Consider the following 23,758-nt stretch of genomic DNA (forward strand, 5'->3'; position numbering starts at 1 on the left):
TCTAATGGTCAGGTCGCTCCCCTGCCACGGTTTCCCAGAGCAGCGGAGCGGACGCGAGAAGCGCTCAAAAAGGCATTTACTCTCGAAAGTACTTACTACTCGAATAGTAAAAACTCAGGCGAGGTCGCGGGCGGCGTCGCGCCACTCGGCGACCAGTTCGTGGTTGAGTTCCAGCGAGTCAGCGACGTGTTCGGGGTCGGCGGTGGCGAGACTTCGGACCGAGGTGATACCGCCGTTCGCCAGAATCTTGGCGATTCGCTCGTCCACGCCGGGCACGTCGGTCACGGGGTCGGGTTTGCTCCGTTCGCGCCACGCCGCCTCGGCGGCCTCTGCCGCGCCGCTCCCGTCGGTGGAGGCCTGCACGCTCGCGGACTCCTCGCCAGTCGGCGTCCAGTCGCCGCCGGTCGTCGCGGTGGACTCGGACTCGGCGTCCTCCCAGTCGCCGTTGCTGGCGGCGACCCACTCGCGTTCGCCGTCCTGTAGGCCCCGAATCTTCTCGGAGCGCTGTTCGAGCGAATCGTCGCTCTCTTCCTCGCCGCCGAACGACCAGTGGAGGGAGTGTTTCTTGCGCAGGCGGGTGGCGACGCCGGGGTTCACGCCCGCCTCCATCAGCATCTCGTAGGAGACCGACTTGTCGGCGATGCCGGTGGCGTCGAACTCCGCGCGCGCCAACACCTCCGCGGTCGCCGGACCGACGAAGTGGATGTCGGTAAGTCTCTCGACAGAGTTCGCGTCTTCGTCGTCGGGGGCGTCGTCCTTGTTCACGGGGGCGTCACCGATTTATTTCCGACTCACACCGACAGGGCTTGAATGTTTTGCATAGCGTATCTGACGCTAACCGAACGCCAACAGTAGCGCGGTCACACCCGCCGACAGCGAAACGTATACCGTTCTCGGCTCCCGAATTACCAGCGTGAACGAACCCGGACTTCGCGCGCTAATGGACCAGCGAACCGTCCGCCGCCGGGTCGAGTCGGGGGCGCTTCCGGAGTGGGCGGTCGCCCACTACGAGAGCTTCCGCGACGGCCTGCTCGGCGAGCGAAACGACACTCCGTTTCCCTGTCACTTCGGCGTCGAGATGGAGCGCGAGGGCGAGGGGTTGTACGCGTTCTGCGACTCGGCGACCGACCCCGAATCGCTGTTCGCACTTGGCGAGACGCTGTTGGAGTATCTCGACACGTACGACGACCACGCCGACCGCGCGCCGCTGTCGGTCTTCTTCCGGCCGCCCGACGACGACCTCTCGGAGGCGGAGTACCACGAACGGCTCTGGCACGTCCTCCAGTTCCTCCACGTCCACGACCCCGAACCGTGGCCCGAAGACGTGCCGACCGACCCCGACGACCCCTACTGGGAGTTCTGCTTCGGCGGCGAAGCGATGTTTCCGACGTGTCGAGCGCCGTTCTACGACGACCGAAAGAGTCGCTACTCGCCGGTCGGTCTCGAAATCACGTTCCAACCTCGGGCGCTGTTCGAGGGCCTGACCGCCGACACCGAGGCGGGCCAGCGCGCCCGCGACGTGATTCAGGGCCGCATGGAGGAGTACGACGGCGTCTGTCCCCACGCGGACCTCGGCGACTGGGGCGTCGAGGGCGACCGCGAGTGGAAGCAGTACCTCTTCTCGGCCGACGACGAGCAGGCCCCCGAGGAGTGCCCGATTCGGGTCACGCGCGAACACCCGAAGGCCGACCCGGAGCGACTGGTCGGCGCATGAGCCTCGACCTGCCGCCGGACGCCGTCCTCCTGCTCGTGGACTTCCAGCGCGGGTTCGACGCGCCCGGATGGGGCGAGCGAAACAATCCCGAGGCCGAGGACCGCGCGCGCGACCTCCTCGACGCGTGGCGGGCCGCCGACCGCCCGGTGGTCCACGCCCGCCACGCCTCAACGGAACCTGACTCCCCGCTCCGGCGCGACGGCGAGGGGTTCGCGTTCAAACCCGGTCTCGAACCCGACGACTCCGAGAACGAACTCGAAGTCGTCAAGCAAGTCAACGGTGCGTTCCTCGGCACCGACCTCGAACCGTGGCTCCGCGAGCGCGACTGCGAGACCCTCGTCGTCGCGGGACTGACGACCGACCACTGCGTCTCGACCACGACCCGGATGGCGGAGAACCGCGGCTTCCGGCCGGTGGTCGCCGCGGACGCGACCGCCACGTTCGGGCGCGAAGCGTCCGACGGGACCGAAATTCCGGCTGCGCAGAATCATCGGGTCGCGCTCGCGCAGTTGCGCGGGGAGTTCGCCCGAATCGCCGACACCGACGACCTGCTGGCCGCCCTCGATTAGTCTCCGTCCGCGAACTCGACGCCGGTGAACTCGAAGCGCGCGCCGCCCGACTCGCTCTCGGTGACGGCGCAGTCCCAGTCGTAGGTCTCGGCGAGTCGCTTGACGTAGGTCAGGCCGAGTCCCAGTCCGTCCGCCGACGAGTGGCCCGCGTCGAAGACCGACTCGCGCTCGGTCTCCGGGATGCCCGGTCCGTCGTCCGCGACGAAGAATCCGCCCTCGAAGCCGCCGACTCGAACCGTAACGTCGTCTCCGGCGTGTTCTAGTGCATTACGGAACAGGTTCTCGAAGAGGTGCTGGATGGGGTTGCGGTCACCGCGGACGCTCCGAGCGAGGTTAACATCGAGCATCGCTCGCTCGATGTCGAGTCGGTTCCACGCCTCCGTCGCCACCTCGTCGAGCGCGACTGTCTGTTGACACTCGGCCACGTCGCGCCCCTTCGCCAGCACCAGTAACACGTCTATCATCTCCTCGATTCGGTCGAGCGCGTCTGCGACCTGCCGAACCGCGTTCGCGTCCTCGGACGCTATCCGGCGGACGTAGAGTTGCGCGACGTTCAGCGGATTCCGCAGTTCGTGGGCGAGCATGCTGGCGAATCGGTCGAGTCGCTCGTTCGACCGCTCTAACTCCGCGACGGTCTCGTTGAGGCGCTGTTCGTAGCGTTTCCGCGCGGTGATGTCGGTCAGGACGACCTGCACGGCGGGGTCGTCCTCGTGAGAGATGGGGACGCACGTAGTTATCGCGTGGCGAGTCGTCCCCTCGGCGGTTCGGAGTTTTATTTCCGTCGAGGAGACTGCCTCCCGCGATTCGAGGACGCTGTGGAGTCGGTCGTCGGTCTCGGCCCTGTCGTCGTCGTGGACGAACTGCAAGACCGACTTACCGACGAGATTCCCCTCGGATTCAAACAACGTGGCCGCCGCGTCGTTGGCGAGGGCGATGCGCGCGTTGGCGTCGCAGGTGAGAATCGCCACGGGCGCGGCCTCCACGAGCCGCCGGTAGCGCTCGCGCTGGTCCTCGATTCTGCGCTCGTACTCGCGGCGCTCGGTCACGTCGCGGACGACGCCGATGCGCTCGTAGTCGCCGTTTTCGAGCGAGAGCAGGGCGAACGTCGCCTCGGCGACGACGGTGTCGCCGTCCGCGGTCCGGAGTTCGGCTTCGAGCGTTGGCGCGTCGCGTTCGCCAGCGACTTGTTCGGCCTCGATATCTCGGGCCGTGGCCGCCACGTCCTCGTTGACGACCTTCGAGACGGGGGCGCCGAGCAGTTCCTCTCGGTCGTAACCCAGCATCTCGGTGTAGGCCTCGTTGACCAGCGTGAACCGGCCCTCCGGGTTCACCGTGTACACGCCGTCGTTGATGGTCTCGATGATGCGCCGGTAGCGACTGAGTTCTCGCTCGGTCTCGACGCGCTCGGAGATGTCCACGAAGTAGACCGAGAGTCCGGTCTCGGAGGGGTAGGCGTTGATTTCGGCCCACAGGTCGAGGGGGTCGTAGTAGAGGTCGAAATTCACCGACGACTGCGAGTCCATCGCCTCGTGGTACTTCTCCCAGATGACACCGTCGGCCATCTCGGGGAACTCGTCCCAGATGCGCTCGCCGAGCAGGTCCTCTTCTGAGCGCTGGAGAATCTCCTCGGCCCGCTCGTTGAGGTGGGTGAACCGCCACTCGTCGTCCAGCGCGTAGAAGGCGTCGGTGATGCGCTCGACCACCTCGTCCCAGCGGTCGGTCTCGCGCTCGGCGTCCCCGTCTGCGTCGATAGTCGCTTGGCCGTCGGCCGGTTCTTCGGCGACCGTCGCCGTGTGTTTGGCTGCTTCTCCGTCGGCCGTCTCTGTGTCGTCGGCCGATTCATCGTCGGCGGCCGACGCGGGCCGCCACCAGATGCGTTCGTCCTCGCCGATACGTTTCGTTTCGAGTTCGCCGCGCGTCGCCAATTCGGTCAGGTGGCGCTCGGCGCTTCGCCGAGGGCAGTCGAGTTCGTCAGCGACTTCGCCGACCGTCAGCGGGGTTCCGGGAGGAAAGTCCTCGAACACTCGATGAGTCTCCTCTAGCGTGACGCTCGGCCCACTCCCCGACGGTCCCATGTATCGACGTTCCACGCGAGACCACTAAATTCTCTCGTGGCAACCGTCATCGGCGTGACTCCCGGATTGCTGGCCGACTTCGCCGCGTTCGTCGTCCTCGCCGGTCGCCAACCCCGGTCCCGACTCCCCGGCGCTCGACCGGGGACTTCGGTAGGCTTACGGCCCGACCGCAAGAATTGCCGTGCATGGTACGCACGCTCGACAGCATCGAGAGTATCGGCGTCGTCGGCGCGGGAACGATGGGAAGCGGTATCGCGCAGGTCGCGGCCCAATCGGGCTACGACGTGGTGATGCGCGACATCAAAGAGGAGTTCGTCCAGAACGGCTTCGACTCCATCGAGAGCAGTCTCGACCGATTCGTGAGCAAGGAGAAAATTGACGAGGAGGAGGCCGAGGCGACCCTCGACCGCATCTCGGGTACCACGGAACTGGCGGCGCTCGCGGACTGCGACCTCGTCATCGAGGCCGCGGTCGAGGACATGGACATCAAGCAGGACATCTTCGAGGACTTGGACGAGGAGATTCCCGAAGACGTGATTCTCGCCACGAACACCTCCACCCTCTCCATCACGACCATCGCCTCGGTGACCGACCGCGAGGACCGAATCGTCGGCCTGCACTTCATGAACCCCGTGCCGGTCATGACGGGCGTCGAAGTCGTCGTCGGCGAGAAGACCGACGAGGAAGTCGCGGCGTTCGCCCACGACCTCGCGGAAGACCTCGGCAAGGAGACGTGGGAGTCTGACGACAAGCCCGGTTTCGTCACCAACCGCATCCTGATGCCGTGGCTGAACGAGGGCATCCGTGCCTACGACGAGGGCGTCGCCACCAAGGAAGACATCGACAAGGGGATGAAACTCGGTACGAACGTCCCGATGGGTCCGCTCGAACTCGCCGACCACATCGGTCTCGACATCTGTCTCGACGCCAGCGAGACACTTCACGAGGAGTTGGGCGACCGGTACAAGCCCGCCTACCTGCTCAAACGCAAGGTTGACGCGGGTGACTTGGGCAAGAAGACGGGACAGGGCTTCTACGAATACTGACGGGCAGAGTCGATACCGTCTTCGCTCAACTCGACCGGCGTCACCAAATCACTCGCCGTCAAAACCGGTCGGTGCGGTCAGTTACGCTCTCGTGAGTTCGCGGATTTCCGAGGCGCTCAGCGCCCGGCGGTAGATTCGGAAGTCGTCTACTCCGCCGTCGTACTCTTTCCAACCGTCGGAGCCGTTGTTTCCGAACATGATCGCAGTCCTGTCCATCCCGGTCAGGTTGTCCGTGTACTCGATGTCGTACTCCCGGTTTCCGTCGATGAACAACTGTAGTCGGTTCCTGCTCTGCTCGTAGACGAACGCGACGTGATGCCACCGCCCGTCGAGTACGTTCGTGGTACTCTGATTCAGCGTGTTGTCGCCCGACGACCAGAGGAAGGCATCGCCGTCGGTGGTACAGAAGGACCCGACCCCGCCACCGTCCTCGGAGGTAATTTTCCAGATGAGGTCATCGTCCCACGTCGATTCCGTCCCGTCGTCGCGCATCCAGTAACAGAACGTGAGCGGTTCGTCGTTCTCTAGCGGGACAAAATCGGCCGAAACGAACCCCGGCCAAGCCGCCGCGTTCGACCCCTGCTGTCCGTCGGTGTACTGCACACCGCTCCCGGACAAGTCGAACTCCCCGGTGGAGTCGTCCAGATTCCCTTCGAACTCGTACCGAACTAAGAGCGCTTCGTCTTCAGAAGAAGACGTAGTAGCCGTCGTAGTCGGTGTCGAAGTAGTCGTGTCGGTCGGCGTGGTGGTCGTCGTTTCGGTCGCCGTGGTCGTCGCGGTAGTGGTCGTCGCGGTCGTCTCGGTGGTGGTCGTAGCGGTCGTCTCGGTGGTGGTCGTAGCGGTCGTCTCGGTGGTAGTTGTCTCAGTAGGCGTTACAACAGTGGTTTCCGTTGTATCGGTCGTCTTTGTCGTGGAGCGTGTCGTCGTCTCGGTCTCCACTTGAGACGGCCGCGGAGTCGCCGTCTCCGGCGGTGTCGTCGTTCGGGTCGGAGATTCGGAATCGTCCGACTCGCCGACTTCGACATTCACCGACGGAATATCAACTGTGCATCCCGACAGCGTTGTGAGAATACCGACGCTAGATATCGAACCCACTCGTCGCAAGAACCGTCTCCGTTCTCGGTCGGCCATTGTATCTGATTTGCTACACGCGGGTTATTTACTTCTTTTGGTAATTTCTATCCGCAGATGGGCGCTCATTCTAAAGAATTAAATCCATATAGATAGAAAATTTAAATTATCGGTCTCGGACTCGATGTCGGACGAGCCACTGGAACGGCGACCGATTACCGACGCACGAACAGTCTACTGTGTCCGGCGTTCACGACGGCGAGAACGGCTCGTCTTCCAACTGCGACCGCAGTTCGCCGATTCGCTCGCGCTCGACGTTCCCGGACTTGAACAGTTGAATCAGGCCCATGACTTCGGCGCGCGAGACTTTCACGCCGCCCTCCTCGACCACGTCCTCGGGGCGCTCCAACAATTCCCGACTCGTTCCGACCGCGAGCAGGAAGGGGATGGCCCACGCTTCGAGGGTGTTGCCCTGCGACTCGGGGAGCGCTTCGAGGTAGCGCTGGGCGTCGTCCATGTACCCTCGCGCGTGGCGAGTCACGCGCTGGATGACCCCGGCGACCGCGGTGTGGTTCTCCGGGTCGGTGACGTTCGCGGGGCTGACGCCGTGTTCGCGGAGCCACGCGGCAGGGAGGTAGACGTTGTTCTCCTCGCGGAAGTCGTCAGACACGTCCTTGGCGACGTTGATCAGTTGGAGCACCAGCGCGAATCCGCGGGCGTTGGCCCGCATGACCTCCGCGCGCCGGTCGTCCACGTCTTGGGCGAGTAGGTTGGTGATGAGTTCGCCGACCGTTCCGGCGGCGTACCAACAGTATTCCTCCAACTCGTCGATGGTGCCGATTCGGAGGCCGCCGTCGTCGGCGTAGCGGTCCACGAACTCGGCCATCCCGGTGACGAGTTCGCTGACCGGCGGGTAGATGGCCGACTGGGCGTCCTCGCCGAGCGACCGGAAGGTGGCGACGACGCGGGGCGACCGGGCGACCACGGTCCAGTCGGCCTCGTCGCCGACTTCCTCGGCGTCCACCTCGTCGGCGTTTTCCGGGAGCCACGGCTCGACTTCGCGCCGGAACTCCTCGATGTCGGTCGCGTCCTCGGGGTCGAGCGAGCGGTCGTAGAGCGTGAGTAAATGCGACTGCTCTTCGGGAGGGATATGACCGGCGTCCTCGACCGTATCGGCGACGCGACAGAGCAAGTACCCGACGCAGATGTAGGAGGCCATCGGCTCCTCCAGCACGTCGATAGTGATGGCGAACGTTCTCGAAACGCCCTGCACGGCGTCGAAACACCACTCGATGTTCTCGTCCGCAGAGCGTTCGGTGGGCGGCTCCGTGTCCATTGACTTTTGGGTTCTAAGAACGCGAGATTGAAAAGCTTGAGCAAATGCCTTAGGATTTACCATCGCTTCGGCGCGACGCCGAGAGGCGTCGCTGACGACCGGAAAATCGGGCGACCCAACGCTTATTCTCGCTCGTCACGTCGGTCGAACCGTGATTCCGACCCCGAAAGACGCCGCGAACGTGCTGGTCGGCAAGCCCCTCGACGTGCAGACGAACAAGCTGAACGTCGCGTCGTTCGTCGCGCAGGCCGCGCTCGCGCTCCGGAACGGCAAGCCCAAGCGAGCCTTCGTCCTGATCGGGGCGGCCAGCGTCGCGCCGAAACACCCCGCGGCGGCGTGGCTGTTGCAGGGCGCGATTACGGCCGACGACATTCGGCGGAAGCTGTTCTGACCACCACGTCTCAGCTGGGACTTCCCACTCCGAAGGGAAAGCTAAAGGTCGGCGTAGTCGCAACTTTTAGGCATGGACTTCAGCCTCTCCGCCGAGCAGTCCCAGATACGCGACATGGTCGCGGAGTTCACCGACGAGGAAATCAAACCTCGCGCCGACGAAATCGACAAAAACGACGAGTTCCCGCAGGACCTCGTGGACGAGATGGCCGAGTTGGGCCTGATGGGGATGCCGTTCCCCGAGGAGTACGGCGGGGCGGGTCTCGACTACCACTCCTACGCCATCGGTCTCGAAGAGATTTCGCGCGGGTCGGGCGGTCTGGGCACCGTCGTCGCGGCCCACACCAGCCTCGCGGGCAACATGCTCTACGAGTTCGGCGACGAAGAGCAGAAACAGGAGTACCTCACCCCGCTCAACCGCGGTGAGGACATCGGCGCGTTCGCGCTCTCGGAGGCCGGTGCTGGCTCGGACGTGCCCGCGATGGACACCACCGCGGAGTACGACGCCGACGCGGGCGAGTACGTCGTCAACGGCGGTAAGCTCTGGATTTCCAACGGCTCGGTCGCCGACACCGTGACGCTGTTCGCCAAGACCGACCCCGAGGCGGGCAACAAGGGCATCTCGTCGTTCATCGTCCGACCGGAGGAGGACGACGGCTTCCACGTCGAGGGCACCGAGGATAAACTCGGCGACAAGGGCTGTCCGACCGCCGAACTGCGCTTCGACGACATGCGAATCCCGGAAGACCGCCTGCTGGCCGAGGAGGGCCGCGGATTCGTCCACGCGCTCAAGACGCTCAACGGTGGCCGCATCACCATCGCGGCGCGGTCCATCGGCATCGCGCGCGCCGCGCTCGAAGACGCCCTCGACTACTCGCAGGACCGCGAGCAGTTCGACCAACCCATCTCGGAGTTCCAGACCATCCAGCACAAACTGGCCGACATGGACACCAAGGTGCAGTCCGCGAAGATGCTGATGCACCGCGCGGCCGACCGCAAGATTCGCGGCGAGGACTACATCAAGCAGGCCGCCCAAGCGAAGCTCTACGCCTCGGAAATCTCCCGCGAGGTCGCCAACGAGGGCATCCAGATTCACGGCGGCTACGGCTACACGAAGGACTTCCCGGCCGAACGCTACTACCGAGATTCGAAGCTCAACGAAATCTACGAGGGGACCAGCGAGGTCCTGCGGAACACGATTGCGAACGAGCTTTTGGACTGACTACTCCGCCATCTTCTCGGCCATCCACTCGAAGTGGTCTTCGACGCGCCTCTCACCGGCGTCGGTCAGCGCGTAGGCCTCGTGGATGCCCTCCGTCCGTTTCTCCACGAATCCGTTCTCTTCGAGCGACCGCAGCGCGGCGTAGAACGACTGGGAGTCGATGTGGGTGTCGTAATGGGCTTCGATGCGCGTCTTCAGACTTTGGCCACGGAGTTCATCGGCGTCGTACAGCAGGGCACAGAGGTCGCGGCGTCGCCCGCTCTGGAGCCATCTGGTCATGGTCGAGCAAACCGGCCGAGCGACTACGACGTTTGCGCTTCGGGCGCGGAAAAAGAATCGCATCGCCGACGCTCGGACTCTCAGGTGTTCTTCATCATGTCGCGCGCGTCGTCCTCCGACACGGACATGTCGTGTTGGGACCGGGCGTGAATCTGGACGAAATCGACCAACTCTTCTTCGTTCTCCCCGGTGATCTCGAACTCGCAGTCCATTCCGTGCTCTCGGCAGGCCATGTGCTTTGACATCTGTTAGCAACCCCGGCAGAGGTGCAACGGCCGAATGCATAAATCTACGGTGGTCGCGGCGGGGAGCGCCGGACCGGACGCACCCGCCGGGTCGGTCACTCCCGAGCGATGAACCGGTACCTTCGACTGTCGCCGGTCCTAATTGCCGGGCATGACCGAGGAGGAATCCACTCCCGACGACGCTACTCCCGGCGACGACACCCCCGCCGAGACCGCCGAAACCACCGAGAACGGCATCACCGCGCGCTACCGCGAGACCGCCGACGAGCGCGTGCTTGAGTTCGAGAGCGACCGCGCGACCGCCGCCGTCGCGCAGAACGTCGAGGGTTACGCCATGCTGAAAGTCCGGCCGAGCGCCGACGGCGACGAACTCGAACGCTACTACGGGTTCGACATGGCGCTGGACCACGCCGCGGAACTGCTCGGCGTCTCGCCCCACGACCTGCCGGTGCCCGAGGACGCGCAGGATATGGGGATGTGACTCGATAGTTGGTGGACGTACGTCAGTAAGAGCGGAACCGAAACAGCGAGGCGCTAGCTTCAGGCTTGAACAACTCATACCGGACCGGACGGAGGACAACATCTATCCCACGCGCGGCCCCAGTTGGCGCTATGACCGAGTACACCACGGTCTCGATTCCGAAGGACCTCGCCGACCGCGTGGACGAGACCATCGAGGGGACCAGTTTCTCCAGCACGAGCGACCTCGTGCGATTTCTGCTCCGGAGCATCGTCATCCAGCACCAGAAGGAGGGCGAACTGACGGAGGCGGAGTTCGAGGAAATCACCGGACAACTTCGAGAACTGGGTTATCTGGAGTAGCTACGACAGCGACTCGGTCGGCGGGTGGGCGTCCACGACCTCCAGCGGTTGCTGGCGGCCCGACCGGTCGAACGCCGCGAGCGACGACTCCTCCCACGGCGGCACCGCGACCAGAATCGCCTCGTGGAGGTCGTCGGTCTTGTTCACTTCGAGATTCCCCCGCGGGTGAGAGATAAATCGGCCCTGCGTCTGTCCGGCCGGAACCGATAGGTCCACGCCGAACACCGCCGTAATCGACTTTCCGGCGTCGGGCGGGTAGAAGTGCGTGAACACCGGCGCGTCCGGTGGAAGGTCGTCGGTACTCTCCAGTTCGGCGGCGGGGGTGACGGCGATAGAGACGGTCAGTTCCTCGGGTTCGGCGTCCGCCGCGAAGTCGAGGAGTACGTCTATCAGTCCCCGAGTTACGTAGACCACACCTCCTTTTTCGGCCGTCCGCGTATAACGATACTGCCCCAGTCGTCGCCGGAGTCGTCGGTTCGTGTGGCTGGGGTCGAAACCGTGCGATTCCTCCCGACATGATTTGAATCGGATACGTATCTGTGCCGAAAAATATAGAATACCTTATGATGACATAGCTATTACCATTTATTGCAATGTCAGAAACCGACGTTACCACGTACCTCGCAGAGAATCCCCGAAAGATGGGCGTCCTGTTCACCATGCTACTCCTGCTCACGCAGGCCGGAAACGCCGCCGCCGGAATGGCACCGGCGTGTTACGGCCCGTAACTCAGAGTTCGCCTACGTCCAGCGCGCTACTCCACGTAAATTGCCCGTCCACTTTCATCGGAACGTTTTCCATCGCCAACGTCGTCCGTAGTTCCCCCCTCGTCATCGAGAAGGGACCGTGTTCTCCCGAGGTGAGATAACAGCGCTCGGCGCTTCCGAACCGAGGATTGAAGAATCCGCCCATACCACCCTCCCCGGAGACGTAACTTTCGAGCGTCACTTCGAACTCGTCTTCCCCGTCGGTTTCGACGACGCAAACGATAGCCATCTTACTCTCGGTCTGAACGATGTCGAGGTTCCCGTCGCCGACCACGATGTACTGGTCGCCGACGATGCTCCGACTCCGCGCGAGCGAGAGCGCGGCCCGGAGCGGGAACCCGCGATTCAGCAGGCGAACCATCGTCTTGCCGACTCGGACCGCACAGCTGTTTATTACGTCGCTGAGCGTGACGACGCCGCCGACGCTCCCCCCGTCGATGAGCGCCATCCCTTGGGCGTACGACCGGCAGGCGTTCAACACGAACGCCTCGGCACCGACCGAGTCGAGGTCGGCCGCGTCGAGGTGGCCGTCGGCACACTCGAACCCGAACTCGTCGATGTGCCCGATGTAATGGAGGAACGCCGTCTCTTCGGCCAGCACCGCGCGGAGTTCGTCGGTCCGCAGGTCGTGGTGGACGGTCACGTCGAAGGGTAAGTTCTCCCGAGAACCGTACACCTCGGCGGCGATGTCGCGCTCCTCGTCCATCGCGGTGTCGTTGCAGACCACCGCGATGTCGATGTCGTCGCCGGTTTCTCGGCCGAGGCGGTTCCGGAACGCGGTCGCCGTCGCCTTGGTGGCGTCCACGGGGGCGTGGTCGCCGATCCACGCCTGTTCGACCGAGTCGGTGGGTTCCGGTTCGACGACCGGGCGCGTCCCGCTCGGTTCCGAAGAACTCCGAGTGAAGTCGCCGTCGCGCGCGAGACCGCCGGACGACGCGGCCGCGCGGTGGGTCGCCGTCCGCCGGGCCGCGGGCGTCCGGACGACGGCGAGGTCGTCCACCAGAAACGGCACCGATGCGACGTTCTCGGGCGCGGGATCGACGCGAGTCGAGAGCTTCCACGTCGGAATCTGCTCTTCGATTACCTCGAAGGGAACCGAGAGGTACGCCTCCAGTCGCTCGGCCAGCGACCGCTCGTAGAGGGCCGCGAAGTCGAGGTCCACGAGCGGTTCGACCATCTCGCGTTCGTGGAGCGTCACCGGGTAGTAGCCCTCCGTTCTGGTGACGCAGTCGAGGAAAAACGTCTGTTTTAGCGTTCGGGCGACCTCCTCCTCGAATCCCTTCGGGCCGTCAAGGTCGTACGCGAACCCCTCGTCGGTGACGAGTCGGGGCGCGCTCGCGTCGCCGACCACGAGTTGCGCCCCGAGGTAGAACGCCAGCGGTGCGGCGACGTAGGCGTGGTCTCGGTCGGGCGGCAACTCGATTCGGACGCCCGTCTCCGGGGTGTCGAGTTCGTCGGGAATCGCCAACTCGTCGCCGAGTTCGACGAGCGGCGGATGGCCCCGAAGCGTCGGGAAACTCCGCTCGGGACTCGTCGTCTTGAGCGCCGACCCGAGCGTCGAGAGCGCGGCCATCACATCGCAGGGGTCCTCGGTCGTCGTGACGGTCGCGGCCGGGCGCTCGTGGTGGGACCGCGCGCCGACCCGCACCGTCGTCGCCGACTCGAACGCGAACCGAATCCCGTCGCCGGTCGCGGTCACCTTCACTGGTCCCTCGACGGCGAGATACACCTTCATCGGCGCGCACAGTTCGATGCTGTAGCGTCCCGGCGGGAGTCGCCGGTCGGTCTCGTCGCCGACTTCGAGTCGCATCCGCCCGTCCTCGTCTCGAACGTACGCCGCCACGAGCGTCGGGAGCGCAACGCTCTCGGTCGTGACGGCGAACGCCGCGTCCACCGGAAACCGGAACTCGTCGGCGTCGGCCGGTGTCGGCGATACCGGCGCGGACGTTTCGATGGCGTATCTGCGGCGCTCGATTCGGTCCCGGACTTCGAACCCGGATAGCTCCGACGTGGCCTTGAACGACAGCGTCACGGCCACACCCCCTGTCTCTTCCCGCGTCTTTGTACCCCTCGGAGAGAACGCATATCTTCATATTAGAAGTTGATGCGCAAAAAATTACCGGCAGGGGCGCTATTCGACCGACCTATTGATTATCCCTGTAACAGCATGCGGAGGTTTTCGGCGAGGAGTTTCGGCGTGTGGCGTCGCGCGCCGTCGAGTGCGTCTTCGAGCGCGCGTGCGGCGTCGTCGAGTGCGCCTCGTCCGTGACCGACCAGCACGCGCTCGGGTCGGAGACCGCGCAGGGCCGACGGCGGCGTGAGTCGCATCATCGGATGGACGCCGATCCGCTCGCCGGGCGTGGTGAAATACGGCGCGTTGCCGACGCTCTCGGAGACCATGAGCGTGCCGCTGGACTCGTCGTAGAGCGCCGCCTCCTCCCACCCCAAGGCGTCGGCCACCGAGAATAGCCGGTAGTCGGTGCCCGGAAGCCCTCCGTCGAACCGCCGGAGCGTAGCCTCCATCTCGGGCACGCGGTCGAACCACTCGGGGACGTAGACCGGCACGTCGTGACGGCGCGCGATTTCGTCGGCGTCCCGGTAGTGGCGGTTCAGAAGGACGACGACGCCCGCCACGTCGCCGAACTCCGCGAGCAGGTCGTCCACGCCGGAGGCGTCCACGGGGTCAACGACCCAGACGCCCGCGTCGGTGGCGAGTGCGTGGCTGGCGCGCAGCATCGTCTCGTTGGGGTAGGCTATCCACCCGACGCCCTCGTCCCACCGGTCTATCTCCTCGTACTCCCTCGCAGGCTCTGATTTCTTTATCGGCATGTACGGATGTACGGACCGAACCCACAAAACCCTCCTGTACCCGGTCGTATATGCTGTGTTCCCTCGCGCGCCTCGCCTGCAGGGGTTTAAGCGGCGGGCGCGCGTACCACGCACCCATGCTCTCGGGGTTACGCTGGCTGGCGCTCGAAGCGAAATATCTCGACCGCGCCCGCGAGTTCTACGCGACCCATCTTGACCTCTCGGTGGTCCGGGAGGGCGACGACGAAGTCGTCTTCGACGCTGGCGGGGCGAATCTCGTCCTCCGAGAACCCGGCGCGGTGCTCCGCGGCGGGGTCCACACCCACTTCGCCTTCGCCGCGCCGCCGGACCGGTACGACGAGTGGTACGACCGCCTCGCGCGGTCGTTCGACCTCACGGAGTTCGACTTCGGCGGCGCGAAGTCGCTGTACTTCTACGACCCGGACGGCAACTGCGTCGAAATCGGCGGCGTCGGCGAGGGCGAGTCGGCCATCACCGATGTCTTCGAAATCGTGCTGGAGGTCGAAGACCTCGCGCGCGCCGAGTCGTTCTACCGGTCGCTCGGCTTCGAGGTCGTGGACCGCGGCGACCAGCGCCGTCGCCTCCGACTCGGCGGCCCGGTGGACCTCGAACTCTGGGAACCCCACCTCGGCATCGCCGACGCTCGCGGCGGACTCCACGTCGATGTGGGGTTCGCGGCCGAGGACCCGGCGGCCGCGGCCGAGGCGGTCCGCGACGAGGCCTGCGCTGTCACTGCGGTAGACGACGGCGTGCGCGTCCGCGACCCTGACGGCCACTACCTGACTGTTCTATAATTCGAAGGCGGTCGGGGATTTCGCCGGGTCGAGGGTTCCGTGAGTCAGATGGCGGCCGTCTTTAGAGAATCCTACTCGTCAACCGGCGTTTTGACGATAGTCACTGGTCGTTCGGCCATGCGGGCGACTCGCTCGGCGACGCTTCCGAGTAACCGACGGTACTCGCCCGAGCGGTTCTTCGACCCGAGAATTGCAAGGCCGACGGCGGCCTCGTCCATGTACGCCAGAATCTCCTCGTGGGGGACGCCGTGGCGGACGACGGTCCGCGTTTCGACGCCGCCCTCGGTGGCGCTTTCCGCGATATCTTCGATAGCGTCCCGACCGGCTTTTTCGAGGGCGCTTTCGAGACCCTCGAACTCGTGGACGTACTCGTCGCTGGGGTAGGAACTGTACGCCTCGGCATCCACGACGTAGAGAATGTGGAGTTCGGCGTCGTAACGCTCGGCCGCATCGACCGCGTGTTCTATTGCCGAATCGACACCGGCGCTCATGTCTGTCGGTAGCAAAATCTTGTCGTACATACCTAGTCATTCCGAGAGGACGGACAAAGAACTGATTCTGATTCCCCCACGCGGAGAACGACAGAAAGATTCTTGATACCTTTGGGGCTACGGGACCGGGCGGTATCTTCGTCGTGCCGGACCACTCGAATCCGTTCGGGAACTCGCTCGGTTCTACAGTCGCCCGGTGTCCACGCTCACGTCGTCGGGCGTCACGATGAGGAACTTCCGGAAGTGAATCAGGTTCCCACCCCGCTCTTTGACTCGCGGCGCGAGGTCGGCCGCCAGTTCCGGCAGGTCGCCCTCGACCGCCAGCACGAGGACGTTGCCGCGGTCGATGACCTCGAACCACTCGCGCTCGTCGGTCGTCCCGTCCAGTTCCCCGAGGACGATGCGCCGGTCGGCGTCCTCGGACTCGTCGTCGTCGTTCGTTATCTCCTGCTCGACCATCTGGAGGTCGAGCTCGAACCCACTGGTCATACGCCCTCGCTCGCACTCCCCCGGCAAAATCCTTGCCCCCGGAGTCCGTTCGCTAATCGGATATTTTACCAAGGTGGCAGAAGGCTCGGCCGACGAGGCGTAGAAATCGACGCGGGCGTTCTCGGTTGAGACCGGTATCGACGCCGTTACAGGAGGTCCGTCCCACGACCGTCCGAGACCGTTCGAGACGGGAAATCGGCTACAGACGCAACCACTCGGTCGTCTGGTCGTGTTCGGGGACGTGCCAGCGCTGTTCGGTGGGAACGCCGTCGCGCTTCCGGAGTTCGACGCGCGCGTCGAACAACCCCGAGAGTCGTTCGACCATCTCGTCGTCGTCCGGCGTCGGCAGGTGGTAGTGGGCCATGCCGTGGACGCCGCGAACCATCGCCGAGACCGAGCGCACGAACCGGGCGACGCGGTCGGGACCGTGTTCGTGGGTCAAGCGACCGAGCGACGAGACCGAAAGCCGGAGTTCAGAGGGGTCCAGTCCGGCGTCGGCAAAGAAGTCGATAGCGAGGATGATCTCCTCGCGCAGACGCCCGAGCGGACTCCGGTCCGACTCGTCGGCCGGAAGGTGCGTGGCGGCACTCTCGGCGGCTTTCGGCACCGACCGCTGGCAGGTCTCCTGATCGACGAGCCACACGTCGGGGTCCTCGGACTCGACGCCTGACGGGAGTCGTTCGCGGACGTTCTCCGATTGGGAGTCGGCCAGCGCGAGGATGCGCTTGCGCTCGGCGGTCGGCGCGCCGAGCAGCGTCCGCGTCGCCTCGATGGTCACGTCTTCAGATACGGCACCCGTGACGAGAAGGTTACAGCCGTCGCGTTTGAGCCGTTTCAACACCTCCTGAAACTCGTTGGTCGAACAGTCCCCGCGAAAGCGTGCCCGCTGGAGTGACATCTCATCTCATACCACAAACGGGGTCAAAATAAAATTTTGTATTCGGTCGGGCGAGAATAGATGTCTCTTCCGGGTTCCGTACGCGAAATATTATCGAGGGTTTGCCGAGTGAGGAACAGAATCACCCGCGACGGCACAGTATCAGTTCTCGTCGTACTCGCGCTTGAAGCCGCGGAACTCGGTCCGGTGGGCCTCCTCGTCGGCGAGGATGGTGACCGCGATGTCTTCGGTCACGGGGTCCTCGTCGCCAGCGGCAGCGATGAGCGACCGGTAGGTCTCGATGGCGTCCTCCTCGGCGTCGAGGACGCCCTCGATGACCGACAGTACGTCGGTGCTGCTCTCGGGCGGTTGGAGGCTCTCCTGTCGGGCCTCGAAGTCGTAGGAGGCTGGCGGTCGCTCGTCGAGTTGCTTGAGTCGCTGGCCGAGCATCTCGGCGTGGTTGAGTTCCTCCTGAATGTCGGTTTCGAGGCTCTCCTTGACCTCTTCGGCGCTCACGCCCTCGAGGACGATGGAGTTAGTGAGGTAGTTCATTACGGTCTCGATTTCGTCGCTGTACGCCTTCTTGAGCAGGTCCGTGACCTCTTGGTTCGTCATCGACCGGAACTACGTCCGCCAGCCTTCTTACTGTTCCGGCGGTGACAGTCCGTGCGAACCCGTCTCGCGGCTCGTCCCCGTCAGCGTCCTTCGGCGTCGTTCACCGATGACAACAATAAGTCATTCTTCCGACAGTATTCTCCAACGTGGTCCGTGGTCTCGAACGATTCACCGAGAGCAACGGGCGCGTCGTCTCGACGCGCCCGAGAGCTATTTGAGGTTAAATTTGGAAAATCAACTGTTTTAGAGCCGGGATAAAAATATGGTTGACGAGACGAGTATAAGGATAACTAAGGAATACCCGACGATTACAGGACGTTTTAGTCGGGCGATTTCGGTGAACAACCCCTCCGAGACGGTGTGTCAGTCGGAGTGAATAATCTGTTACAGCGGTACGTTTAAATAGGAGAGCGGCTCCATCACCGAGTACGATGTCTGACAACGACATGCACTCGTCCGATACCAGTCGGGCGGGTCGAGTTCTTCGACGGCACGTTGAAAACTAACGGCGAGTTCGAGTCCGCGCGGGTCTTCGACACGACCCTGCGCGACGGCGAACAGGCCCCCCGAACGTCGTTCTCCGGGGACGAGAAACGAACCATCGCGGCCGCCTTGGACGAGATGGGCACCCACGTCATCGAGGCGGGGTTCCCGGTCAACTCCGACGCCGAGTTCGAGGCGGTCAGCGACATCGCCGCGAACACCTCGGCGACGACCTGCGGGTTGGCCCGCGTGGTCGAGAAGGACGTGGAGGCCGCGCTCGACTCCGGCGTCGAGATGGTCCACGTCTTCGCCTCGACCAGCGACGTGCAGATAGAGGATTCGATGCACGCCACCCGCGAGGAAGTCGTCGAGCGCTCGGTGAACGCGGTCGAACGCGTGACCGAGGCGGGCGCGACGGCGATGTTCTCCCCGATGGACGCCACCCGGACCGACGAGGACTACCTGCGGGAGGTAGTCGAAGCGGTCTCGGCGGTCGGCGTCGATTGGATAAACATCCCGGACACCTGCGGGGTTGCGACCCCCACTCGGTTCGCGGACCTCGTGGGCAAGGTCGATAGCTGGACCGACGCGCGCATCGACGTTCACACCCACGACGACTTCGGGATGGCCTCGGCCAACGCAGTCGCGGGATTCGAGGCGGGCGCGGACCAAGCGCAGGTTTCCATCAACGGTATCGGCGAGCGCGCCGGAAACGCGGCCTACGAGGAGGTCGTGATGTCCGTCGAGTCGGTCTACGGGGTCGATACCGGCATCGACACGACCGGTATCACGGAGATTTCCCGGATGGTCGAGGAGTTCAGCGAGGTCCCGGTTCCTGCGAACAAGCCCGTCACGGGCGACAACGCCTTCGCCCACGAGTCGGGCATCCACGCCGCGGGCGTCATCGAGAACTCCGACACTTTCGAGCCGGGAGTCATGACGCCCGAGATGGTAGGTGCCGAGCGCGAGTTCGTACTCGGCAAACACACCGGCGCGAACTCGGTCCGCAAGCGACTGGCGGACCGCGGCTTCGCGCCGACCGACGCCGAGGTCCGACAGGTGACCCGCCGGGTCAAAGACTACGGCGCGGAAAAGAACCGCGTCACGGTCGCCGACCTCGAACGGTTCGCCCGCGAGGTCGGCGTCGCCGAGGAAGAACCGGAGGTCCGCGCCTGATGACTCCCTCCGGATTCGCTCCGCCTCGCCAGCCGCGCCCGGCGGGTTCGATGCGGGCGTCTCGTGAGCCACAGATGAAACGGGCGTCTCGCGGTGCGAGACGCCCGCGAGCGTCGAGGTCGTCGCGTGCGCGACGACCTCGAACCCCCGGTGTGACAGGACCTCGAAGTTCGCGCAATGGTTGCGCCACGGGAAAGGGTTATCAGCGTCCGGGTCGGTATGTTTCCAGTAACGATGCGACAGTCACCAACTGCGTGCGCCACGGGACGCTTCGCGTCCCGACGCGCGCTCGCGGCGTCCGCCGCGAGCGCACCGGCCACCAGCGGCGAGACTGTCGAGCGCGTGATTATCGTAGGGGCTTGAGCCCCTACAATACCATTTCTCCGACCCGGCACTCCGAATCGTTTTCCGACCGACTAGCACGCGCTCGACCACCAGTGACGACAAATCCAACGACACCGAGAACACGAGAGGCACCGCCAGCGAACCGCTCCAGACGAACCGCGCCGGAGGTCGGTTGGCGTGAGTGAACGCGCCCGCCCCGCCTTCTCCGAGGGCGACGCCGAGGAGGAGACCGACACCGGGAGGGAAACCGACACCGAGCGGAAAGCCGACGCGGCCGAACCGAGCGTCGAGTCGGATGGAGTCGAGCAGAGCGACGAAAAGCCACGGACTGGGGCAAACGCGGTCGTCACCGCGCTCGAACGCGCCGGGGCCGAGACGCTGTTCGGCGTGCAGGGCGGGGCCATCATGCCCGTCTACGACGCGCTGTACGATTCGGACCTCCGCCACGTCACGATGGCCCACGAACAGGCCGCGGCCCACGCCGCCGACGCCTACGGCATCGTCTCGGGCACGCCGGGCGTCTGTCTGGCGACTTCCGGGCCGGGCGCGACCAACCTGACCACCGGCATCGCGGACGCCGACATGGACTCGGACCCGATGGTCGCGCTAACCGGACAGGTCCCGACCGACTTCGTGGGCAACGACGCCTTTCAGGAGACCGACACCACCGGTCTGACCGCCCCCATCACGAAGACGAACTACTTCGCCCAGCGCGCCGACGACGTGGGCAACACGGTCGGCGAGGCGTTCGCGCTGGCCGGGGCAGGCCGACCCGGCCCGACCGTGGTTGACCTCCCGAAGGACGTGACACAGGCCGAGACCGACGCCGAGCCGGGCGAAGCGACGACGCCCGAGACGTACAATCCCCAGACGGTCGCCGACGGCGCGGCCGTGCGCGAGGGGGCGCGAACGCTCGAACGCGCCGAGAAACCCGTCATCCTCGCTGGCGGCGGCGTGATCAAGGGCGAAGCCAGCGACGAACTCCGCGAGTTCGCCCGCAATTACGAGATTCCGGTCGCCACCTCGATGCCCGCGGTCGGCGCGTTCCCCGAGGACGACGAACTGGCGATGGAGATGGTCGGGATGCACGGCACGGGCTACGCCAACATGGCGACGACCCACTGCGACGTGTTGCTCGCGGTCGGCTGTCGATTCGACGACAGGCTGACCGGCGGCGTCGAGACGTTCGCACCCGAGGCCGAGGTCCTGCATGTGGACATCGACCCGGCGGAGGTCTCGAAGAACGTCTACGCGGACGTGCCCCTCGTCGGCGACGCCGCGACGGTTCTCTCGCAGTTGGACGCCGAGATGGAGCGCGCGCCCGACTGCGCGGAGTGGCGCGACCAGTGCCAGCGGTGGACAGACGACTATCCGATGGACTACGCCACCCCCGAGGACGAACCGCTCAAGCCCCAGTTCGTCGTGGAGGCGCTGGACGAGGCCACCGACGACGACGCCATCGTCACCACCGGCGTCGGCCAGCACCAGATGTGGGCCGTCCAGTATTGGACCTACCGCGAACCACGGACGTGGGTGTCGAGTCACGGACTCGGCACGATGGGCTACGGCCTGCCCGCCGCAATCGGCGCGAAGATGGCCGCCCCGGACACGGAAGTCGTCAGCTTCGAGGGCGACGGCTCGTTGTTGATGACGATTCAGGAGTTGGCCGTCGCGGTCCGCGAGAATCTAGACATTACGGTCGCGGTCCTGAACAACGAGTACATCGGGATGGTCCGCCAGTGGCAGGACGCTTTCTTCGACGGGCGGCGGGCGGCCTCCGAGTATTCGTGGTGCCCCGAGTTCGACAAACTGGCCGAGGCGTTCGGCGCGCGCGGGTTCGCCGTCTCGGAGTACGACGAGGTGGCCGACACCGTCGAGACCGCGATGGAGTACGACGGTCCCTCGGTCGTGGACTTCCGCATCGACCCGGCGGAGAACGTCTATCCGATGGTTCCCTCGGGCGGCGCAAACGGACAGTTCGCGCTCTCGGAGGACCAGCTATGAGCGACAGCGAGAACGCCAGCGAGACGGGCAACGAGAGCGAGACCGCCGGACTGCGAGGACCGAATCCCGAGGAGCGACCCCGGCCGGACGGCCAGCGGAATCGCCACGGCGAGCGCATCGACACCGCGACCGACGCCGAGCAGGAGCCTCGGACCGCGGTGGTCTCCGCGCTGGTCGAACACGAACCCGGCGTGCTGGCCAAGGTTTCGGGGCTGTTCTCCCGGCGGCAGTTCAACATCGAGAGTCTGACCGTCGGGCCGACGACCGTCGAGGGCCACGCCCGCATCACGCTGGTCGTCGAGGAGACCGACGCAGGCATCGAGCAGGTCAAAAAACAGGTCGAGAAGCTGGTGCCCGTCATCGCGGTGGGCGAACTGGACGACGACGCGGTCCGCGCCGAACTGGTCCTGCTGAAGGTCCGCGGCGAGGAACCCGACAAGGTCCACGCCATCACCCAAATGTACGAGGGCCAGACGCTCGACGCCGGACCCCGGACCATCACGGTCCAGATCACCGGCGACCAACAGAAGATAGACGACGCGGTGGACGCCTTCCGGCAGTTCGGCATCATCGAAATCGCCCGGACGGGCCAGACCGCCTTGGCACGGGGCGACACGCCGACGACGCCGGGCGAGTCGCCCGCGGCGTCCGCCGAGAGTACAGCAGACGATACGACCAACGCACCTACCGACACCAACGATGACTGACGAATTCGACACCACGGTTTACTACGACGACGACGCGGACAGTTCGCACATCGACGACGAGACCGTCGCGGTCCTCGGCTACGGGAGTCAGGGCCACGCTCACGCCCAGAACCTCGCGGACAGCGGGGTGGACGTAATCGTGGGCCTGCGCGAGGATTCGGCGTCGCGGAGCGCCGCCGAGGCCGACGGCCTGCGAGTAGCGACCCCGACGGAGGCCGCAAGTGAGGCCTCCGTCGTCTCGGTCCTCGTCCCCGACACGGTTCAGCCAGCGGTGTACGCCGACATCGAGGACGAACTCGACGCGGGCGACACCCTCCAGTTCGCCCACGGGTTCAACGTCCACTACGGCCAAATCGAACCGGCCGACGACGTGGACGTGACGATGATCGCGCCCAAGTCGCCGGGCCACCTCGTCCGGCGCAACTACGAGAGCGGCGAGGGGACGCCCGGCCTGCTGGCGGTGTACCAGGACGCCACGGGCGATGCCAAGGAGCAGGCGCTCGCCTACGGGAAGGCAATCGGCTGTACGCGCGCGGGCGTGGTCGAGACCACGTTCCGCGAGGAGACCGAGACCGACCTGTTCGGCGAGCAGGCGGTCCTCTGTGGCGGCGTCACCGAACTCATCAAGATGGGCTACGAGACGCTCGTGGACGCGGGATACAGCCCCGAGATGGCCTACTTCGAGTGCCTGAACGAGATGAAACTCATCGTGGACCTCATGTACGAGGGCGGGATGGGCGAGATGTGGGATTCGGTCTCGGACACCGCCGAGTACGGCGGTCTGACTCGCGGCGAGCGAGTCGTTGACGAGAGCGCCCGCGAGAACATGGAGGAAGTCCTCGAAGAGGTCCAGAACGGCGAGTTCGCCCGCGAGTGGATAACCGAGAATCAGGCCGGACGCCCGTCCTACCGCCAGCGCCGCATCGCCGAGAAGAACCACGACATCGAGGACGTGGGTGAGCGCCTGCGTGACCTCTTCGCGTGGGCCGAGGACGCGCAGGAAGAATCGAGCGAGAACGACTCCGAGAAAGTCCCAGCAGACGACTGACCATGACCCGATACGACCGACACACCCAGACCCGAACCGACGACTCGAACGCCGAAAGCCGAACCAACGACGAATCGACCCCGATGGGCGCGGTGAGCCACACTCATCCCCACGCCGACCGCGGCACCGTCAACCGACCGTTTCAGCGCGGGCCGATAGTGGCCGCCGACGGCGGACGCCGGGAAGCGCGCGACGACGCTTCCGAGGCGGACGCCCGCGAGGAGGACGACGAGTCCCGCGAGGCGAGCGGAGACGACCGGATGAAGGACGTGGAACACACGCCGCCCCACGGCGAGGGCGTGGACCGAGTGTTCGAGCGCGGCAGCGAGACCGAAGCCGTCGAATCCGAAGAGTAACCCATCGA

At 65.1% G+C, this 23,758-nt stretch carries 28 protein-coding genes; 15 read left to right on the plus strand and 13 right to left on the minus strand.

The window, feature by feature from the left end; translation table 11 throughout:
* Positions 1-114 precede the first annotated feature (114 nt).
* Complete coding sequence (locus EP007_RS00195) at positions 115-765, minus strand: helix-hairpin-helix domain-containing protein (protein WP_128475728.1); 651 nt, start codon at positions 763-765, stop codon at positions 115-117.
* A 148-nt stretch (positions 766-913) separates the two neighbouring features.
* On the opposite strand from EP007_RS00195, the gene EP007_RS00200 reads away from it, so the two are divergent.
* Both EP007_RS00200 and EP007_RS00205 read left to right on the plus strand, forming a co-directional pair.
* The gene (locus EP007_RS00200; protein WP_128475729.1) at positions 914-1,714 is read left to right on the plus strand and encodes a YqcI/YcgG family protein; all 801 of its coding nucleotides are present in this window, start codon (positions 914-916) and stop codon (positions 1,712-1,714) included.
* Positions 1,711-2,283: a cysteine hydrolase family protein gene (locus EP007_RS00205; protein ID WP_128475730.1), complete on the plus strand. Its 573-nt coding sequence runs from the start codon at positions 1,711-1,713 to the stop codon at positions 2,281-2,283. The genes EP007_RS00200 and EP007_RS00205 overlap by 4 nt, the downstream gene beginning before the upstream one ends.
* On the opposite strand, the gene EP007_RS00210 is transcribed toward EP007_RS00205, so the two are convergent.
* Positions 2,280-4,358: a PAS domain S-box protein gene (locus EP007_RS00210; protein WP_128475731.1), complete on the minus strand. Its 2,079-nt coding sequence runs from the start codon at positions 4,356-4,358 to the stop codon at positions 2,280-2,282. The genes EP007_RS00205 and EP007_RS00210 overlap by 4 nt on opposite strands.
* Before the next feature lie 185 nt (positions 4,359-4,543).
* Between EP007_RS00210 and EP007_RS00215 the strand changes: the two genes are divergently transcribed.
* Entirely contained in the window at positions 4,544-5,404 is an 861-nt protein-coding gene (locus tag EP007_RS00215; RefSeq protein WP_128475732.1) for a 3-hydroxyacyl-CoA dehydrogenase family protein, read from the plus strand.
* An 81-nt stretch (positions 5,405-5,485) separates the two neighbouring features.
* On the opposite strand, the gene EP007_RS00220 is transcribed toward EP007_RS00215, so the two are convergent.
* Positions 5,486-6,022, minus strand: a complete 537-nt coding sequence (locus EP007_RS00220) for a LamG domain-containing protein (RefSeq protein WP_128475733.1) — start codon at positions 6,020-6,022, stop codon at positions 5,486-5,488.
* A gap of 112 nt (positions 6,023-6,134) precedes the next feature.
* On the opposite strand from EP007_RS00220, the gene EP007_RS00225 reads away from it, so the two are divergent.
* Entirely contained in the window at positions 6,135-6,347 is a 213-nt protein-coding gene (locus EP007_RS00225) for a hypothetical protein (RefSeq protein WP_128475734.1), read from the plus strand.
* 378 nt (positions 6,348-6,725) lie between these two features.
* On the opposite strand, the gene EP007_RS00230 is transcribed toward EP007_RS00225, so the two are convergent.
* The gene (locus EP007_RS00230) at positions 6,726-7,811 is read right to left on the minus strand and encodes a phytoene/squalene synthase family protein (RefSeq protein ID WP_128475735.1); all 1,086 of its coding nucleotides are present in this window, start codon (positions 7,809-7,811) and stop codon (positions 6,726-6,728) included.
* Positions 7,812-7,962: 151 nt separating this feature from the next.
* Here EP007_RS00230 and EP007_RS00235 point away from each other — a divergent pair, with 151 nt between their 5' ends.
* Both EP007_RS00235 and EP007_RS00240 read left to right on the plus strand, forming a co-directional pair.
* On the plus strand, positions 7,963-8,202 hold the full coding sequence (locus tag EP007_RS00235; protein WP_128475736.1) for a hypothetical protein: 240 nt from the start codon (positions 7,963-7,965) through the stop codon (positions 8,200-8,202).
* Positions 8,203-8,274: 72 nt separating this feature from the next.
* The gene (locus EP007_RS00240; RefSeq protein ID WP_128475737.1) at positions 8,275-9,423 is read left to right on the plus strand and encodes an acyl-CoA dehydrogenase; all 1,149 of its coding nucleotides are present in this window, start codon (positions 8,275-8,277) and stop codon (positions 9,421-9,423) included.
* Here EP007_RS00240 and EP007_RS00245 read toward each other — a convergent pair whose 3' ends face one another.
* Entirely contained in the window at positions 9,424-9,702 is a 279-nt protein-coding gene (locus EP007_RS00245) for a PadR family transcriptional regulator (protein WP_128475738.1), read from the minus strand. It abuts the gene before it with no gap.
* 80 nt (positions 9,703-9,782) lie between these two features.
* Positions 9,783-9,914, minus strand: a complete 132-nt coding sequence (locus tag EP007_RS00250; protein ID WP_208023510.1) for a DUF1059 domain-containing protein — start codon at positions 9,912-9,914, stop codon at positions 9,783-9,785.
* A 184-nt stretch (positions 9,915-10,098) separates the two neighbouring features.
* On the opposite strand from EP007_RS00250, the gene EP007_RS00255 reads away from it, so the two are divergent.
* Both EP007_RS00255 and EP007_RS00260 read left to right on the plus strand, forming a co-directional pair.
* Positions 10,099-10,428: a DUF7111 family protein gene (locus EP007_RS00255; RefSeq protein WP_243700409.1), complete on the plus strand. Its 330-nt coding sequence runs from the start codon at positions 10,099-10,101 to the stop codon at positions 10,426-10,428.
* Positions 10,429-10,559: 131 nt separating this feature from the next.
* Positions 10,560-10,769 (plus strand): ribbon-helix-helix domain-containing protein, encoded by a 210-nt coding sequence (locus tag EP007_RS00260; RefSeq protein WP_128475740.1) that lies wholly within the window; start codon positions 10,560-10,562, stop codon positions 10,767-10,769.
* Here EP007_RS00260 and EP007_RS00265 read toward each other — a convergent pair whose 3' ends face one another.
* Positions 10,770-11,183 (minus strand): MPN domain-containing protein, encoded by a 414-nt coding sequence (locus EP007_RS00265; protein WP_128475741.1) that lies wholly within the window; start codon positions 11,181-11,183, stop codon positions 10,770-10,772.
* Positions 11,184-11,362: 179 nt separating this feature from the next.
* On the opposite strand from EP007_RS00265, the gene EP007_RS18075 reads away from it, so the two are divergent.
* On the plus strand, positions 11,363-11,497 hold the full coding sequence (locus EP007_RS18075) for a DUF7503 family protein (protein WP_281062927.1): 135 nt from the start codon (positions 11,363-11,365) through the stop codon (positions 11,495-11,497).
* A gap of 1 nt (position 11,498) precedes the next feature.
* Here EP007_RS18075 and EP007_RS00270 read toward each other — a convergent pair whose 3' ends face one another.
* Together EP007_RS00270 and EP007_RS00275 are read right to left on the minus strand one after the other, a co-directional pair.
* The gene (locus EP007_RS00270; protein ID WP_128475742.1) at positions 11,499-13,568 is read right to left on the minus strand and encodes a hypothetical protein; all 2,070 of its coding nucleotides are present in this window, start codon (positions 13,566-13,568) and stop codon (positions 11,499-11,501) included.
* Between the two features lie 119 nt (positions 13,569-13,687).
* Positions 13,688-14,365 (minus strand): hypothetical protein, encoded by a 678-nt coding sequence (locus EP007_RS00275; protein WP_128475743.1) that lies wholly within the window; start codon positions 14,363-14,365, stop codon positions 13,688-13,690.
* 116 nt (positions 14,366-14,481) lie between these two features.
* Here EP007_RS00275 and EP007_RS00280 point away from each other — a divergent pair, with 116 nt between their 5' ends.
* Positions 14,482-15,159 carry a VOC family protein gene (locus tag EP007_RS00280; RefSeq protein ID WP_128475744.1) on the plus strand — a complete coding sequence of 226 codons (678 nt, stop codon included), beginning with the start codon at positions 14,482-14,484 and terminating at the stop codon, positions 15,157-15,159.
* Positions 15,160-15,230: 71 nt separating this feature from the next.
* Here EP007_RS00280 and EP007_RS00285 read toward each other — a convergent pair whose 3' ends face one another.
* The 4 genes from EP007_RS00285 to EP007_RS00300 form a co-directional block, all read right to left on the minus strand.
* Positions 15,231-15,680 (minus strand): universal stress protein, encoded by a 450-nt coding sequence (locus EP007_RS00285; RefSeq protein ID WP_128475745.1) that lies wholly within the window; start codon positions 15,678-15,680, stop codon positions 15,231-15,233.
* Between the two features lie 153 nt (positions 15,681-15,833).
* Complete coding sequence (locus EP007_RS00290) at positions 15,834-16,139, minus strand: DUF5779 family protein (RefSeq protein ID WP_128475746.1); 306 nt, start codon at positions 16,137-16,139, stop codon at positions 15,834-15,836.
* 199 nt (positions 16,140-16,338) lie between these two features.
* Positions 16,339-17,037, minus strand: a complete 699-nt coding sequence (locus EP007_RS00295) for a DUF7504 family protein (protein WP_128475747.1) — start codon at positions 17,035-17,037, stop codon at positions 16,339-16,341.
* 141 nt (positions 17,038-17,178) lie between these two features.
* Entirely contained in the window at positions 17,179-17,631 is a 453-nt protein-coding gene (locus EP007_RS00300) for a ferritin-like domain-containing protein (RefSeq protein ID WP_128475748.1), read from the minus strand.
* A 435-nt stretch (positions 17,632-18,066) separates the two neighbouring features.
* On the opposite strand from EP007_RS00300, the gene EP007_RS00305 reads away from it, so the two are divergent.
* From EP007_RS00305 to EP007_RS00325, 5 genes are all read left to right on the plus strand, one after another.
* A complete protein-coding gene (locus EP007_RS00305; protein WP_208023581.1) occupies positions 18,067-19,290 on the plus strand; it encodes a LeuA family protein in 1,224 nt (407 codons plus the stop codon).
* A 522-nt stretch (positions 19,291-19,812) separates the two neighbouring features.
* Complete coding sequence (ilvB, locus tag EP007_RS00310; RefSeq protein ID WP_128475750.1) at positions 19,813-21,639, plus strand: biosynthetic-type acetolactate synthase large subunit; 1,827 nt, start codon at positions 19,813-19,815, stop codon at positions 21,637-21,639.
* Positions 21,636-22,346, plus strand: a complete 711-nt coding sequence (gene ilvN, locus EP007_RS00315; protein WP_128475751.1) for an acetolactate synthase small subunit — start codon at positions 21,636-21,638, stop codon at positions 22,344-22,346. The genes ilvB and ilvN overlap by 4 nt, the downstream gene beginning before the upstream one ends.
* Positions 22,339-23,394: a ketol-acid reductoisomerase gene (gene ilvC / locus EP007_RS00320; RefSeq protein ID WP_128475752.1), complete on the plus strand. Its 1,056-nt coding sequence runs from the start codon at positions 22,339-22,341 to the stop codon at positions 23,392-23,394. Before ilvN ends, ilvC begins: the two co-directional genes overlap by 8 nt.
* Before the next feature lie 2 nt (positions 23,395-23,396).
* Entirely contained in the window at positions 23,397-23,750 is a 354-nt protein-coding gene (locus EP007_RS00325; RefSeq protein ID WP_368408083.1) for a hypothetical protein, read from the plus strand.
* Positions 23,751-23,758 lie beyond the last annotated feature (8 nt).

This window comes from Halorussus pelagicus, from assembly GCF_004087835.1.
GTDB classification, from domain to species: Archaea; Halobacteriota; Halobacteria; order Halobacteriales; family Haladaptataceae; genus Halorussus; species Halorussus pelagicus.

What these genes read in the sequence shown, in the direction of transcription:
- EP007_RS00205 (WP_128475730.1), top strand. Translation starts at nt 1,711, where the DNA reads ATGAGCCTCGACCTGCCGCCGGACGCCGTCCTCCTGCTCGTGGACTTC.
- EP007_RS00210 (WP_128475731.1), bottom strand. Translation starts at nt 4,358, where the DNA reads ATGGGACCGTCGGGGAGTGGGCCGAGCGTCACGCTAGAGGAGACTCAT.
- EP007_RS00215 (WP_128475732.1), top strand. Translation starts at nt 4,544, where the DNA reads ATGGTACGCACGCTCGACAGCATCGAGAGTATCGGCGTCGTCGGCGCG.
- EP007_RS00230 (WP_128475735.1), bottom strand. Translation starts at nt 7,811, where the DNA reads ATGGACACGGAGCCGCCCACCGAACGCTCTGCGGACGAGAACATCGAG.
- EP007_RS00240 (WP_128475737.1), top strand. Translation starts at nt 8,275, where the DNA reads ATGGACTTCAGCCTCTCCGCCGAGCAGTCCCAGATACGCGACATGGTC.
- EP007_RS00245 (WP_128475738.1), bottom strand. Translation starts at nt 9,702, where the DNA reads ATGACCAGATGGCTCCAGAGCGGGCGACGCCGCGACCTCTGTGCCCTG.
- EP007_RS00250 (WP_208023510.1), bottom strand. Translation starts at nt 9,914, where the DNA reads ATGGACTGCGAGTTCGAGATCACCGGGGAGAACGAAGAAGAGTTGGTC.
- EP007_RS00255 (WP_243700409.1), top strand. Translation starts at nt 10,099, where the DNA reads ATGACCGAGGAGGAATCCACTCCCGACGACGCTACTCCCGGCGACGAC.
- EP007_RS00260 (WP_128475740.1), top strand. Translation starts at nt 10,560, where the DNA reads ATGACCGAGTACACCACGGTCTCGATTCCGAAGGACCTCGCCGACCGC.
- EP007_RS18075 (WP_281062927.1), top strand. Translation starts at nt 11,363, where the DNA reads ATGTCAGAAACCGACGTTACCACGTACCTCGCAGAGAATCCCCGAAAG.
- EP007_RS00275 (WP_128475743.1), bottom strand. Translation starts at nt 14,365, where the DNA reads ATGCCGATAAAGAAATCAGAGCCTGCGAGGGAGTACGAGGAGATAGAC.
- EP007_RS00280 (WP_128475744.1), top strand. Translation starts at nt 14,482, where the DNA reads ATGCTCTCGGGGTTACGCTGGCTGGCGCTCGAAGCGAAATATCTCGAC.
- EP007_RS00285 (WP_128475745.1), bottom strand. Translation starts at nt 15,680, where the DNA reads ATGTACGACAAGATTTTGCTACCGACAGACATGAGCGCCGGTGTCGAT.
- EP007_RS00290 (WP_128475746.1), bottom strand. Translation starts at nt 16,139, where the DNA reads ATGACCAGTGGGTTCGAGCTCGACCTCCAGATGGTCGAGCAGGAGATA.
- EP007_RS00295 (WP_128475747.1), bottom strand. Translation starts at nt 17,037, where the DNA reads ATGTCACTCCAGCGGGCACGCTTTCGCGGGGACTGTTCGACCAACGAG.
- EP007_RS00300 (WP_128475748.1), bottom strand. Translation starts at nt 17,631, where the DNA reads ATGACGAACCAAGAGGTCACGGACCTGCTCAAGAAGGCGTACAGCGAC.
- ilvN (WP_128475751.1), top strand. Translation starts at nt 21,636, where the DNA reads ATGAGCGACAGCGAGAACGCCAGCGAGACGGGCAACGAGAGCGAGACC.
- ilvC (WP_128475752.1), top strand. Translation starts at nt 22,339, where the DNA reads ATGACTGACGAATTCGACACCACGGTTTACTACGACGACGACGCGGAC.
- EP007_RS00325 (WP_368408083.1), top strand. Translation starts at nt 23,397, where the DNA reads ATGACCCGATACGACCGACACACCCAGACCCGAACCGACGACTCGAAC.